Origin of the sequence: Streptomyces sp. NPDC001532, from assembly GCF_040298625.1 — a bacterium.
Classification (GTDB): Bacteria; Actinomycetota; Actinomycetes; order Streptomycetales; family Streptomycetaceae; genus Streptomyces.
Genome location: NZ_JBEPAL010000052.1, coordinates 25,077 through 38,837 on the forward strand (window position 1 = coordinate 25,077; position 13,761 = coordinate 38,837).

At 70.5% G+C, this 13,761-nt stretch carries 12 protein-coding genes; 7 read left to right on the top strand and 5 right to left on the bottom strand.

Annotated elements, in window-relative coordinates; translation table 11 throughout:
* Positions 1 to 5 precede the first annotated feature (5 nt).
* The 3 genes from ABT232_RS33270 (at position 6) to ABT232_RS33280 (ending at position 4,089) form a co-directional block, all read left to right on the top strand.
* A complete protein-coding gene (locus ABT232_RS33270; protein ID WP_351847109.1) occupies positions 6 to 698 on the top strand; it encodes a potassium-transporting ATPase subunit C in 693 nt (230 codons plus the stop codon).
* A 139-nt stretch (positions 699 to 837) separates the two neighbouring features.
* On the top strand, positions 838 to 1,521 hold the full coding sequence (locus ABT232_RS33275; protein ID WP_351847111.1) for a response regulator: 684 nt from the start codon (positions 838 to 840) through the stop codon (positions 1,519 to 1,521).
* A gap of 12 nt (positions 1,522 to 1,533) precedes the next feature.
* Complete coding sequence (locus ABT232_RS33280; RefSeq protein ID WP_351847114.1) at positions 1,534 to 4,089, top strand: DUF4118 domain-containing protein; 2,556 nt, start codon at positions 1,534 to 1,536, stop codon at positions 4,087 to 4,089.
* Between the two features lie 1,930 nt (positions 4,090 to 6,019).
* Here the strand turns inward: ABT232_RS33280 and ABT232_RS33285 are convergent.
* The 4 genes from ABT232_RS33285 to ABT232_RS33300 all read right to left on the bottom strand — a co-directional run bounded on the left by ABT232_RS33285 (position 6,020) and on the right by ABT232_RS33300 (position 9,352).
* Entirely contained in the window at positions 6,020 to 6,523 is a 504-nt protein-coding gene (locus tag ABT232_RS33285) for an SUKH-4 family immunity protein (RefSeq protein ID WP_351847117.1), read from the bottom strand.
* Positions 6,524 to 6,625: 102 nt separating this feature from the next.
* A complete protein-coding gene (locus tag ABT232_RS33290; protein WP_351847119.1) occupies positions 6,626 to 7,015 on the bottom strand; it encodes an IclR family transcriptional regulator domain-containing protein in 390 nt (129 codons plus the stop codon).
* Positions 7,016 to 7,374: 359 nt separating this feature from the next.
* A complete protein-coding gene (locus ABT232_RS33295) occupies positions 7,375 to 8,139 on the bottom strand; it encodes a hypothetical protein (protein WP_351847122.1) in 765 nt (254 codons plus the stop codon).
* A 277-nt stretch (positions 8,140 to 8,416) separates the two neighbouring features.
* The gene (locus ABT232_RS33300; RefSeq protein ID WP_351847125.1) at positions 8,417 to 9,352 is read right to left on the bottom strand and encodes a helix-turn-helix domain-containing protein; all 936 of its coding nucleotides are present in this window, start codon (positions 9,350 to 9,352) and stop codon (positions 8,417 to 8,419) included.
* A gap of 132 nt (positions 9,353 to 9,484) precedes the next feature.
* Between ABT232_RS33300 and ABT232_RS33305 the strand changes: the two genes are divergently transcribed.
* A complete protein-coding gene (locus tag ABT232_RS33305) occupies positions 9,485 to 10,528 on the top strand; it encodes a saccharopine dehydrogenase family protein (protein ID WP_351847127.1) in 1,044 nt (347 codons plus the stop codon).
* Between the two features lie 185 nt (positions 10,529 to 10,713).
* On the opposite strand, the gene ABT232_RS33310 is transcribed toward ABT232_RS33305, so the two are convergent.
* Positions 10,714 to 11,280, bottom strand: coding sequence for a hypothetical protein (locus ABT232_RS33310; RefSeq protein ID WP_351847129.1), 567 nt, complete (start codon positions 11,278 to 11,280; stop codon positions 10,714 to 10,716).
* 292 nt (positions 11,281 to 11,572) lie between these two features.
* Between ABT232_RS33310 and ABT232_RS33315 the strand changes: the two genes are divergently transcribed.
* The 3 genes from ABT232_RS33315 to ABT232_RS33325 all read left to right on the top strand — a co-directional run bounded on the left by ABT232_RS33315 (position 11,573) and on the right by ABT232_RS33325 (position 13,429).
* Positions 11,573 to 12,322 (top strand): hypothetical protein, encoded by a 750-nt coding sequence (locus ABT232_RS33315; RefSeq protein WP_351847132.1) that lies wholly within the window; start codon positions 11,573 to 11,575, stop codon positions 12,320 to 12,322.
* Between the two features lie 91 nt (positions 12,323 to 12,413).
* Positions 12,414 to 12,608 carry a hypothetical protein gene (locus tag ABT232_RS33320; RefSeq protein ID WP_351847134.1) on the top strand — a complete coding sequence of 65 codons (195 nt, stop codon included), beginning with the start codon at positions 12,414 to 12,416 and terminating at the stop codon, positions 12,606 to 12,608.
* 182 nt (positions 12,609 to 12,790) lie between these two features.
* Positions 12,791 to 13,429 (top strand): hypothetical protein, encoded by a 639-nt coding sequence (locus tag ABT232_RS33325; protein WP_351847137.1) that lies wholly within the window; start codon positions 12,791 to 12,793, stop codon positions 13,427 to 13,429.
* Positions 13,430 to 13,761: the final 332 nt, after the last annotated feature.

Below are 13,761 nucleotides of genomic sequence, written 5' to 3' on the forward strand. Positions count from 1 at the left end.
TCGTCATGAACAACTCGGTAGCGAACACCGCCCGCTTGCTCGGAGCGGGCCTGCGTGCCCTCCTCGTGCTGACCCTGGTGACCGGCGTCATCTATCCGCTGGCCGTCACCGGCATCGCGCAGGGACTCTTCCCCCACCAGGCGAACGGTTCCGAGATCAAGGCGGACGGCGAGGTCGTCGGCTCGTCCCTGATCGGGCAGTCCTACAACCTGCCTCCGAAGGAGGGCGAGGGGAGGGGTGAGGAGAAGGGCGAGGAGAATCCTGAGCCCGACCTCAGATGGTTCCAGGGCCGCCCGCAGAACGGCCTCGGCACCAACAGCGTCAACACCCGTTACGAGCTCATCCTGTCCGGCGCGACCAACCGGTCCGGCGACAACGAAGAGCTCATCCGATGGGTGAAGGACGCCAAGACCGCCGTCGCCGAGGACAACTCCACCCCCGGCCACACGGTCGAGCCGTCGGACGTCCCCGCCGACGCGGTCACGTCCTCCGGCTCCGGCCTCGACCCGGACATCTCGCCCGAGTACGCGAACCTCCAGGTCCACCGGATCGCCGAGAGGAACGGCCTGCCCGTCACCGAGGTCCGGTCGCTCGTCGACGAGCACACCGAGGGCCGCACGCTCGGCTTCATGGGCGAGCCCCGGGTGAACGTCCTGAAGCTCAACATCGCCCTCAGGAACCTGCTGGACCAGAGCTGACGCGTGACGCGGTCAGGGGGTCGGCCGCGCCTCGTCGATGGGGCCCGGGGCCACCTCGACCCGGCCGACTCCCCCAGCCGTAGAGTCGGTTCTCCAGCCGGCGCGCCCGGCCCGACGTACGACAGGAGAGCACACACCCATGACCCGGGTGCTCGTGGTGGAGGACAACCCGCAGCTCGTGCGGGCCCTGGTGATCAACTTGCAGGCACGTCACTACGGCGTCGACGCCGCCCCCGACGGGGCCACGGCCCTGCGGCTCGCCGCCGCGCGCCAGCCCGACGTCGTACTGCTCGACCTGGGACTGCCCGACATGGACGGCGTCGACCTCATCAAGGCGCTGCGGGGCTGGACTCGGGTGCCGATCCTGGTCCTGTCCGCCCGGCAGTCGTCCGGCGAGAAGGTGTCCGCGCTCGACGCCGGCGCGGACGACTACATCACCAAGCCGTTCAGCATGGACGAGCTGCTGGCCCGGCTGCGGGCCGCCGTCCGGCGCACCGAGGACATCCCCCTCGCGCCCGAGACCTCGCTGATCGAGACGGACGACTTCACCATCGACCTGCTCGCCAAGAAGGTCGTACGGGACGGGCGGGACGTGCGGCTCACCCCGACCGAGTGGCATCTGCTGGAGATCCTGGTGACCCACCCGGGGCAGCTCATCAGCCAGAAGCAGCTGCTCCAGGAGGTCTGGGGCATCTCACAGCGCAGCAAGAGCAACTACCTGCGCGTCTACACGGCCCAGCTGCGCCGCAAACTGGAGCCGGACCCCTCCCACCCCCGCTATCTGATCACCGAGCCCGGCATGGGCTACCGCTTCGAAGCCTGACCGAGGAACGACATGGCACGCGGCAAGCTACGGATCTACCTCGGCGCGGCACCGGGCGTCGGCAAGACGTACGCGATGCTGGCGGAGGCGCACCGCAGGGCCGAGCGGGGCGCCGACTGCGTCGTCGCCTTCGTGGAGCACCACCACCGGCCGCGCACCGAGGTGATGCTGCACGGCCTGGAGGAGGTGCCCCGCAAGGAGATCGAGTACCGGGGCGGCGCCTTCACCGAGATGGACGTGGACGCCGTGCTTCGCCGCGCCCCGGCCGTCGCCCTGGTCGACGAGCTGGCCCACACCAACGTGCCTGGTTCCCGCAACACCAAGCGCTGGCAGGACGTCGAGGAACTGCTCGCCGCCGGCATCGACGTGATAACGACCGTCAACATCCAGCACCTGGAGTCGCTGGGCGACGTCGTCGAGTCGATCACGGGAGTGCGGCAGCGCGAGACCGTCCCCGACGAGATCGCACGGCGTGCCGATCAGATAGAGCTGGTCGACATGTCGCCACAGGCGCTGCGTCGCCGTATGGCACACGGAAACATCTACAAGCCGGACAAGGTCGACGCGGCCCTGTCCAACTACTTCCGGCCCGGCAACCTCACCGCCTTGCGTGAACTCGCGCTGCTGTGGGTGGCCGACCGGGCCGACGCCTACCTGACCGAGTACCGCAGCGAGCACGAGGTCTCGGCCATCTGGGGCTCACGCGAGCGGATCGTGGTCGGCCTGACCGGCGGCCCGGAGGGACGCACCCTGATCCGGCGGGCCGTGCGACTGGCCGAGAAGGGCGCCGGCGGCGAGGTCATGGCCGTCTACATATCCCGCAGCGACGGCCTCACCGCCGCGTCGCCGAAGGAACTGGCGGTCCAGCGCACCCTGGTGGAGGACCTCGGCGGCACCTTCCACCACGTCGTCGGCGACGACATTCCGGCCGCCCTCCTGGACTTCGCCCGGGGAGCGAACGCCACCCAGATCGTCCTCGGCGTCTCCCGGCGCAGGAGCTGGCAGTACGTCTTCGGGCCGGGCGTCGGCGCCACGGTCGCCCGCGGGTCCGGTCCCGACCTCGACGTCCACCTCATCACGCACGACGAGATGGGCAAGGGCCGCGGCCTGCCGGTGGCGCGGGGCGCGCGCCTCGGTCGCTCGCGGGTGATCGGCGGCTGGCTGGTCGGCGTACTCGGGCCCGTCCTGCTCACCTGGCTCCTCACCGGTGCCGCGCCCGACGTCGGCCTCGCCAACGACATGCTGCTGCTCCTGTCCCTGACGGTGGCGGCGGCCCTGCTGGGCGGGCTCTTGCCGGCACTGGCCTCCGCGGTCGCCGGTTCGCTGCTGCTCAACTGGTTCTTCACCCCTCCCGTGCACACCCTGACCGTCGCCGACCCCAAGAACGTCCTCGCCATCGTGGTCTTCGTCGGCGTGGCCGTGTCGGTGGCCTCGGTGGTGGACCTCGCGGCCCGGCGCACCCACCAGGCCGCCCGGCTGCGCGCCGAGTCCGAGATCCTCTCCTTCCTCGCGGGCAACGTCCTGCGCGGCGAAACGGGCCTGGACGCTCTCCTTGAGCGGGTCCGCGAGACCTTCGGCATGGAGTCGGTGGCGCTGCTGGAGCGATCCGGCGAGACGGATCCCTGGACCCGCGCCGGCAGCGTGGGCCCGCGGCCCGCCGCGATCCCCGAGGACGCGGACGTCGCCGTCCCCGTCGGTGACCACATGGCCCTCTCGCTGCGCGGCCGGGTGCTGCCGGCCGCCGACCGCCGGGTGCTGGCCGCGTTCGCGGCGCAGGCCGCGGTCGTCCTGGACCGCCAGCGCCTGCAGCGCGAGGCCGGCCGGGCCAAGGAACTGGCCGAGGGCAATCGCATCCGGACCGCGCTGCTCGCCGCCGTCAGCCACGACCTGCGCACGCCGCTCGCGGGCATCAAGGCCGCCGTTTCCTCGCTCCGCTCCGACGACGTGGAGTGGTCCGAGGAGGACCAGGCGGAACTGCTGGAGGCCATCGAGGAGGGCGCCGACCGGCTCGACCACCTGGTCGGCAACCTGCTGGACATGTCCCGCCTCCAGACCGGCACGGTCACGCCCGTTCTCCGCGAGACCGACCTCGACGAGGTCGTGCCCATGGCGCTCGGCGGGGTCCCGGACGGCAGCGTCGACCTGGACGTCCCCGAGACGCTGCCCATGGTCCACGTCGACACCGGGCTGCTGGAGCGAGCCGTCGCCAACATCGTCGAGAACGCCGTCAAGTACAGCCCGCCGGGCGAGAAGGTCCTTGTCTCCGCGAGCGCCATCGCCGACCGCGTCGAAGTGCGGGTCGTCGACCGCGGGCCCGGTGTCCCGGACGAGGCGAAGGACCGGATCTTCGAGCCGTTCCAGCGGTACGGCGATGCGCCCCGCGGCGCCGGCGTCGGCCTCGGCCTGGCAGTCGCACGCGGCTTCGCCGAGGCCATCGGCGGCACACTCGACGCCGAGGACACACCGGGCGGCGGCCTGACCATGGTGCTTGCGGTCCGGATGGCACGGGGGCGGCGGGAGCGGCCCGACCTGTCGGCGGCGACGACGACGGCGACGCCGACGACCTGAAAAGCTCAGGATGCGAGCGGCGCGTTCTTGAGACGGCTGACATCACGAGGCATACGGCCGTCAGGCCGGACTCCGGCAGGGACGCCCCGTACCGGCGGGGCGGGTGGCCCGGGCTGGGCGGTGGCGGCTGCCCGGCGGTGAGAGCGAGCGCCGTGCGGTGCGGTGCGGTGCGGTCGGCACGTCGTCCGGCGTGCGCCGGCCACGACGAGGTCGTCCTCGTGGCGGGTGGTCTGCTGCGGGGCCCGTCCTGGGGGCTCCCCGATGAGCGCCGACGACCTTGCGGTCGCCGAGCGTTGCACAGAGAAGGCGGGCAGCCCTCTCCACACGGCCCGGTCGGACCGGGACGTGCGGGGGTACGACCGGGAATCGATGGGAGGGCTCGGGGTCTTCGCCGTACTGGAGTTCTCCCATGGGAGGGATGCCGCTTCGCGAGGACGCTCGCGTCGTGGTGGTGGCGTGCTGCTCGCCGCGCAGGTCACCGACCGGCGGCGGCCCGCCAAGGAGGCCGAGCGGCGCGGGACCGATCGCCATGGAGGCCGCGCCCCGCCGGGCCGAGTCCCGGCCGGTGCCCAGCCTGGGTGCCGCCCGGCGGGGCACTTGCCGCGCGCCGGTCCCCGGCCGTGATGATCAGGAGAAATCGGCACACCCGCTTGCGAGCACATGACTCCCCAGCCTTCACCGCCCCGTACCCGCTGCCGCACCATGCTCGCGCCCTGTCCGCACGGTCAGCAGCGCGACCCGTTGTTCGACGCGTCGGTGTGGCGAGACCCAGAGGCAGCCCAGGAATGGCACATGCCCTGGAGTCTGCGGCCTTGGCAGCGCGAACCAGCAAACTGGCTGCGCCGAGGCGTGTCTCCGCGGGGAGGTTGCTCCACGGCGGTAGAGACGCCCTGTCGTGCGAAGCTGCATGCCATGGCACCTTCGACAGTCCGTGGACTTACTCTGCCGTCCCAACTGACGTCTCTGGTTGACCGCGGCCTGTGGCGGCACCCGGGCGATGCCGTGTTGGCAGAGGTCATCCCGTGGTTCGAGGACCCGCTCGTCTTCGTGTCGAACCCCAAGCAGATGGAGTTCGCGTCCCAAACGATGGACATGCTCGCGGACGATCCGCACTGTGCCTTCTTCCGCGTGGCACGAGAAAGCAACGCCACCGGTCCGCTCGAACTGCCTTGGCTCGACACTGCGGATCAACGGACTTTCCCGATGCCCACTCTACGAGGCGCCACCCCGGTCGGTTGCACGAGATGGCCGTTGATGGGTATCACGTCGCAGAGACGCAGAAGGCGGCCGAGGATGGCGGTGGCAGGGACCGGAAAGGTGCACTGCGGGTCGCACCGTTCGGACCTACCGCCTACCAACATGACTGAGCCCGACAGCTCATTGGGCTGCAAAACCACCGTCTACTCCGGGGAGTGGGCATCCCCAGAGCCGCCTGACCCCTGCCCCGGCCGATGCCGATGCCGATGCCGCCACTCCCCCGCGCGGCCGGCCCCGTGCCGCTGGCCGTAGCCGGTACGGCTGCACACTCGGCCAGCCCGCAGCGCTGAGCAGCCGGTGCCCGCAAGAACCAGTCCGGCCGGCAGATCCGGAGCTGACATGCGTGCGCCAAGGACATCCGGGCCGCGAACGAGGGAGGGGCTGTGCCCGGGCCGCGCCGTCGATCAAGTCCAGCACCGACAGACCAGCTCCGTCACACCCTCCCCGAACCTCGACAGTCACTGCACTCCACCCAATCGCACTCCATCTTGTCCTTCAGGAAATTGCGATTCCAACTGGGCGTGCGCCCCCTGCCTCGGCAAGTGCGGCACGCGTTGGGAGCAAGTGGCCGGGAGTATTCCCAGATCGTCCAGACGACGGCAACGACAATGATGAAAACGCCGAATCCACCCATGTCTCCTGAGTAGGCGGGAGCGTGCTCGCCGCCAAGCCATCACCCCGCAGCGCGGGAAGTGTTCGCCGGGCGCGTGGAAGCAACGTGGTTGCCACAGCGGACAGACCGCGCCCCGCGAGACGCAACGTGAGCGCCCCCAGAGGTCCACTGCATGGCGCAGAGGGCTTCACGACTGCCGTAACAGTGAAGGACGTCGAGCCACTCCTTGACCCCAGAGTTGGCGAACCACGCCTCCCCGTCCGGCAGGACGAAGTAGACCGCCCCGGTCTCCGGCTCGACGCCGAACGATGACCGTTCCTCAGCCTCGTAGGGGTCCACTTGCTCGGTGAGACGGTAGAGCGGCCCGCGAGATGTGAGAAGGACCGGATCGGCCTCGCTCTGCATCACGACGCGCTCGATGAGGCGCGGAGCTACCGGGATGCCCACCTCCACGAGCTGCGCCTTCATAGCATCCGGGATCCGCCAGCCGGACACTATGCCCCATCCGGCCCGCGTGACATGGCCGAGCCCGGCCCACTCGGTCAGCTGGTCGTACGTCGCCATCGAACGATTCTCTTCCATCGGCAGGCCTCCAGCAGTTGGGGCAGTCCACCAAGTACGGCGACTACGGAAACGAGCGTGACGATCTTGGTGTGGCTGGAGTGATCACGGGTCCGAGTCGTCTTGGACAGCACCGTTCACGGCGAGTCCTCGGTGGATGGTGCGGGCCGCGTCGCGGAGGGCGCTGTCGACGTGGTTGTACGACCTGCTGGTGGGCAGGGTGACGAAGACCGCCGCCATGGCCCGGCCGTACCGCGGCACCGGCGCGGCGAAAGAGAGTTCGCCCAGTACGTACTCCTTGTGGGCCGTGGCCAGGCCGGTCTCCCTGATCCGGATCAGCTGGGAGCCGAGGGTGCCCTGGGCGGTCACCGTGTGGCGGGTGTGGCGCCGTACTTCTGCCAACGGGCCGTGGCCGTGGGCGAGGAGGATCTTGCCGGCCGCCGTGGCGTGCAAGGGCAGGCGTTCGCCGCTGACCAGGCGCAGGGCCGTGCCCACGCGACCTGTTCGACCTCTCACTCACAGCCCTCCGCACGCTGGCATCCCGCACCGGCGGCCACGCGGACATCGCCGTCCCCTCAGACGGTGCGGGGGCCGCGGCGCCGAGGGCGCGGATGCGGGTGCCCAGGCGGTAGGAGCCGTCGGCCACCCGCTCCAGCCCGTCCCACGCGACATAGAACCTCTAGGTGCCCACGCTGCGTGGGCCAGCCATGTGGCAACCCTGCGTGGATCTCACGAGCTCCCGGTCGGCGCCGATCCCCCAAGGCGGCGGCCCCTTACGGCGCAGGGCCGCCGCCCCGCTCTTCCTCGGCCTACCGCAGTTCTCCTGGTCGGCGGGCACGAACGGATGGGACGGGTCAGCGCACGTCGACGTAGTCGCCCGCGGTCTTCACGCCCGAGGTGGTGCTGGTACCGGCGAAGTACCAGCGCCAGTAACCGTCCGCGGAGGCAGTGACGTTCGCCTTCAGCTTGCCGGTGCCGTCACTCTTCACGGTCTTCACGGTGGTGTAGCGGTCGCTGTTCTTCGGCCGGAACTGCAGCTGCACGGACTGGTAGGTGTAGCCCGCGTACACGTACTTGTCCCAGTTGGCGCGCGCCAGCTTGCCGGTGACGGTGATGGTCTTCCCCTTGGCCACCGGCTCGGGGCCGGCGTTCACCGTCAGCGCGCCGCGGCGCTTGACGGGGTGCGTGCCATAGGTGTCCGAGTACATGTCGCCGTCCTTGGAGGACAGCTGGATGTACACGTCCCAGGGGCCCGCGAGGGTGTTGCGGGGCAAGTCGATGTCCGGGTCGAGCTTGACGGTGAGCTTGCAGGTGGAGGTGGTGGCGTTGACGACGGTGCAGGTGGGCGTGTCGTGGAACGACCAGTAGTCGTCACCCTTCTCGCGCTCCAGCTGCAGGAAGGCGTCCCTCGCGCTGATCCCGGAGTCGTCGGAGGCGGTCACCGAGATCGTGAACGACTCCGTCCTGGAGATGCCGAAGACGATGGACTTGCCCCCGTTCACGGACACCTTCTCGATCTCGACACCCGTCTCCGCCGCATGGGCGGGCACGGCGGCGAGAGCGGAGCCCACAAGGGCGAGGGCACCGGTGAAGACGGCACCCATGGACACTGAACGCATTGATTCCCCAGATCGTTTCGCAGCCGGCCGCCGACCACGGACCCCCCACGGTCACGGACACGGCAAGTGCCGTGAGAATACGCGATGCGGTGGGGACCGTCCCGCCGGGCCGCGGGACGGGCCCCGAAGAGCCCGATGTGGGGTGTCTCGGCTGGCGGCTGTCGGGGGCCGCTCCGTACCGGGGCGAGGAAGGCGCCGGTAGAGCCGTGCTCGGCACTTCGGACAGCACCGTGCCGTAGCTCTGTTCGGTTCCCCGGTGGGGTCCTGGGACCACTCCTCAGGGACGGAAGGTGCGGCGGTAGGTGTCGGGTGGGACGCCGACGGTGCGGTGGAAGTGGCGGCGCAGGGTGGTGGCGGTGCCCATGCCGGTGGCCGCGGCGATGGTGTCCATGGTGGCGTTGGTGGTCTCCAGTAGTTCCTGGGCGTGGCGGATGCGCTGGGTATGGAGCCATCGCAGTGGTGTGGTGCCGGTGAGATGCTTGAAATAGCGGCCGAGGTGGCGTGAGCTCATACGCGCCTGGCGGGCCAGGTCCTCCACGGTGAGCGGTTGGTCCAGCCGCTCCAGTGCCCACGGGAAGAGGTCGTCGAGCGGGTGATTGCCCGGTGCGGGGACGGGCGTGGCGATGAACTGGGCCTGGCCGCCGTCGCGGTGGGGTGGAATCACCAGGCGGCGGGCGATCTTGTTGGCGTTGGCCGAGCCGTGGTCCAGGCGGACCAGGTGCAGGCACAGGTCCATGGCGGCGGCCTTGCCCGCGGAGGTGAGGACGTCGCCGTTGTCGACGTAGAGGACGTCCGGATCGACGGTGGCCGCTGGGTGGCGCCGGGCCAGTTCGCTGGTGTGGGCCCAGTGCGTGGTGGCGCGCCTGCCGTCCAGCAGCCCCGCCGCGCCCAGGACGAAGGCGCCCGTGCACAGGGACGCGACGCGGGCGCCGGCCTCGTGCGCGGCACGGACCGCCTCCACCAGTTCGGCGGGCGGGTCTCGGTCGGTGTCGGCCCAGCCGGGGACTATCACCGTGTCCGCGTGCGTGAGGTGGTCGAGTCCGTGGTCGGGGTCGAGGCGGAAGCGGTCGATGTGTACCGGACCGTTTCCGCAGACGGAGAAGTCGTACCAGGGGTCCACGATGTGGGTCAGGTCGGATCCGAAGATCTCGACGGCCACGGACAGTTCGTAGTGGAGCATGCCGTCGGTGACGGCCAGTGCGACAGCGGGCATGTCCGAAACTGTACGCGTCATGTCGTTTCCGACAGTCGTGCGGGGTGCTGCCGTGAGGACAGGATGTGGGTGTCAGGCCGCAGCGGTTCGATTCGAGATCGCGGCGAGCGTTGGAGTATGCGGGAGGGTGTCATGGGGTCAGGTCAGCTGGTGGCGGTGTTCGGCGCGTACGGTCACACCGGGCGGTTCGTGGTCGCGGAGCTGGCCGCGCGTGGGTTCGTCCCGGTGCTGTCGGGGCGCAACGCGCAGACCTTGGAGGAGCTGGCTCGTGAACACCGGCTGGAGGCCCGGGTGGCCTCGGTGGAGGACCCGGCCTCGCTGGACCGGGCCTTGGCGGGCACCGCGGCGGTCATCAACTGCGCCGGCCCTTTCGCCTCGACCACCGGTCCCGTCATCGAGGCCTCGCTCCGTGCGGGCATTCCCTACCTGGACGTGGCCGCCGAGCTCGAGGCCAACCTCGATACCTTCGCCCACTACCGCGAGCGGGCCAGGGAGGCGGGAGCGGTGATCGTCCCGGCCATGGCCTTCTTCGGTGGCCTCGGCGACCTGCTGGCCACCGCGGCGATGGGTGACTGGACCGAGGCCGACGAGGCTCACATCGCCTACGCGCTCAGCAGCTGGCACCCCACCGCCGGCACCCGGCGCTCGGGCGCGGTCTCCCGCGAGCGGCGCGGCGACCACCGCCTGCGCTACAGCGGCGGACAGTGGGAGCGCCGCACCGACGCCGCGCCCACGCTGGAGTGGACCTTCCCGGACCCGGTGGGACCGCGGCAGGTGATCGGTGAGTTCACGATGGCGGACGCCGTCACCGTTCCCCAGCACCTGTCCATCCCCGACGTGACCACCTACATGAGCGTCGAGGCGGCCCGCGACGTCGCCGCTCCCCACACTCCGGCCCCGACCGCCGCCGACGAGAGCGGGCGTTCCGACCAGACCTTCCTCGTCGACGTGATCGTGCGCTCCGGCGGAGCCGAACGCCGGGCCACGGCCGGCGGTCAGGACATCTACGCCATCACCGCGCCCCTCGTCGTCGAGGCCCTCGAGCGCGTCCTCAGCGGCCGCACCAGGGCCGTCGGCGTCGTCTCCGCCGGTGAGGTCTTCGATGCCACCGAGTTCCTGCACGCGCTCGCCCCGCACATCGCGCTCGACCTGCACCCGCAGAAGCAGAGCGTCTGACTCCGCCTGTGCGCCGTTCGCGGGGCACGCGGCCCATGGGGGCACACCGTTCGTGGGGCACACCGTTCGTCGGGCACGCCGTTCGTCGGGCACGCGGCCCATGGGGGCACACCGTTCGTGGGGCACGCGGTTCGTGGGGCACGCTCTCACCGAGCCATGACGACATGGGCGTGGGCGGTGTCGCGTTACAGTCCGGCCGCCTGGACCAGTGAGGCCCGCTCATCCTCGCCCAGGCGGAGGCCGGCCAGCAGTTCCTCGTCGGCCAGGAGACGTTCCACCCATGTCGCGTCGGCGACGAATGCCGCACGGCACAGGGCGCGTTCAGGGTGGTCCTTCTCCGGGCCGCTGACCGCCATGTCCCACGCGTTGTCGGGGTCGGTCGGTGCGGACAGCGCGGCGGCCACCAGCACGAGCCCGAACAGCTCGTTCCGGCGCGGAACCGATGGATCGGCAGCCAGTCGCAAGAGGTACGGGACGACCGCCGGCATCGCTGCGCTTATGGACATCGGTCCTGACATCACCAGCCAGTCCAGCGCTCGTTCGGCCATCTCGGCCGCGTCGGGATCGAGCAATCCGCGCAGGACGGCCGGGACATCGGCCGAGCAGCCGGGAATGGACGACCACTCCACATCCTCGCAGCCTTCCAGTGCCGGATGTGAGGAAGCCTCATGCCTGAGGTGAGGGTGGGCCGCCGTCAGAGCTGCGGTCGCGGTCACCGCCGCGGCCTCGTGATCCACCTTGCACACCGGCATGCCTCCCATCCGCCGATGCCTCGGTCCCGGCGAACACCGACGACTTCGACGACATCCACGACTTCGACGCCGGGAGTCTATCCACGACCCGCTTACGGAGGACGCCACCGCCTGAGCCTCCACTCATGCGGCTCACCGCAGCGGGGCCGCTCCGTGTAGCGCGAGAAGCTGCCCAGCAGCAGCGTGCAAGCAGCGGCCGCCGGGCCTGTGAAGGCACCACCGATCGTTCCGGCGGATCCGCTAGCGGCCATGGGGCTTGCGGGCGGTGGGCGCCCTCCCTGATCGTCATCCCATGGGGATATTGACGACCTGCCTCATCTCGCTGGCGGCCGTGAACGTCGCGATGTGGTTGATCCGGTTGTGGCGGCGCTCGGTCGAGGCCCGAGCCGTCCGGCAGGTGCGGGCCTGGCCGGGGCTCGACGTCTACCACGCGGAGTTGCTGAGCTCCGGCGAGCGGTTGTGCTCGACCGACGTTCAGCCCAGCGACCTGGAACGCAACTCCTTCCGTGCCGCCAAGGTGGCCGTCCGCCTGCTGCGACAGGACGGCCTGATCGACGACGACTCCTCCATAGAACTGGTCCGGGACGCGGCCGAACCGGCCCACCCGGTCACCGCGGCCGCGTTCCGCTACATCGACCAGTCCTGGATCAGCCCCAGTGAGATGCGCACCGGAGACGTGGGCCGTGACCCCGACTTCCAGGCTGCCGTTCGCGCCCACCTCAAGGAGCTCTTCGTCCACGCCCCCGCCGCCCGCCGCCATCCGGCCACCACGACCGTCCGGGCGGCCCTCTGGGCCTACGGCCTCGGCGCGGCGGCGCCGGCCGTGCACATCTACCTCCTGGTGAGCGGTTCCGCCCCCGGCGACCCGGACATCGCGAAGGGCTCGTTCGTGCTGGCCTTCCTCGTCTTCGTGGCGGCCCTGATCGTCCTCACCGCCCAAGCGGGCAACATGTGGCACCCCCTGGAGGACACCGGGGTGCCTCCCGGCCTCAGAGAACTGTCCCCGCCTCGCCAGAGCGATGGTCCACCGGCAGCGGGGTGAACCAGCGCGGCGATCGCCCGCTCGTCAATGCCCTGGGGGGTGCTGCAACAAGAGCTGTTGTTCACGTGACTGTCGGCTTGCTGGATCTGATGTGGTCGTCCCTTTCACGCCCCGGGGGCGGTGGAGCCCGCACGTCACTCTCGGCCGGACGCGGCGCACCGGTGCCTTCGCCGGTCGGCGGGTGCCCGAACTGCTGCCGCCACTGCCGCTGTCGGCCCAGTTCACCACTCTGCGCAGCTACGGCACCGAGACGGGCGTCGGGGAGGTGCTGGAGCCCCGCCCCTGAAAGGTGCCGTCCCGGCGTGGGTGGCGGATCTCGCCGTGCCGGGCGTACACCTGTCCGCTGACAATGACTGGGGGCGTCCGTCGGCACACGTCGTCGCCGCCGCCGTACTCGACGGACGAACTGGAGGACACCGTGCCCACCGCCACACCTCTCCCCGGCCGGTTCGACTGGACCGGTTGCCCATGAAGCGCGTCCTCGGCTCCGGCAGACGGCCGTCGCGGCTGCGTTTCGACGGCTGGATCGCAGGTCTCGGCACGGCCTCCGGGACGCGCGTCGTGCTGGGGCACTGGCCCTGGTCGCCGTTCGGTCCTTTCAGCGACGTGATGATCGAGCGGCCCGACGGGGAACGGCTCCTGCTGGCTCCCACCCGTGAGACGGCGGACTTCATCAGCGGGACCTACACCTTCGACACCGTGCTGGTCGTTCCCGTCGAGGTAAGGGCCGAGGGCGACACCTGGACCGTCGCCGCGGGCTCTCTCCACCTGCGCTTCACCATCGGGCGGCGTGGACTCCTGGGGCTTCTGCTGCGCGCGGTGCCCGGCGTGATCGGCCGCCGTCCGGCGTGGAGCGCGCTGACCGACCTGCCCGCGCGTGGACTGCTGCGCGGTGTACGGACGCGGGGCAGCGCGGGCGGTGGCCGCAGGGAGTGGTACGGCGCTCGTGATCTGCGGCCGATCCGCACGGTGTCGGCGGTCTTCGAGGACACGGACCTCGGCACGATCGCACCGGTCGCACCGCCCGTACGGTTCGGTTTCGGCTCGGTGCCACGGTGTCCCGCTCTCACGCGGGTCACGACGACAGTCGAGGTCGGTCCGGAGTGAGGACACGCGGTCAGGGACGGGGGTGTCCCCCTCGGGGGCCCTGCCGGAGTTGTTGAGACCGTCGGCCGGACAGGTGGTGGAGGGGTGGACGCGTGGGCGGCCTCAGGCGTGCAGGGTCGGCCGGCAGACGAGTTCTCGGATGTGGCCGTCGAACGTCCGGTTCTCCATCAGTTCGAGATCGGAATCGTCCGCTCCTGGAAGACGGGAGCTGCCTGCAAGGCGAGGCGCCGGTCGAGGAATCCGGGCCCTTGCTTGCCAGGCCCTTGCTTGCCCCAGTCGCCGACATGAGCGCCAAAAACCGTCGAGGCTGGAAAGGGCGTTGACGGTGTGCC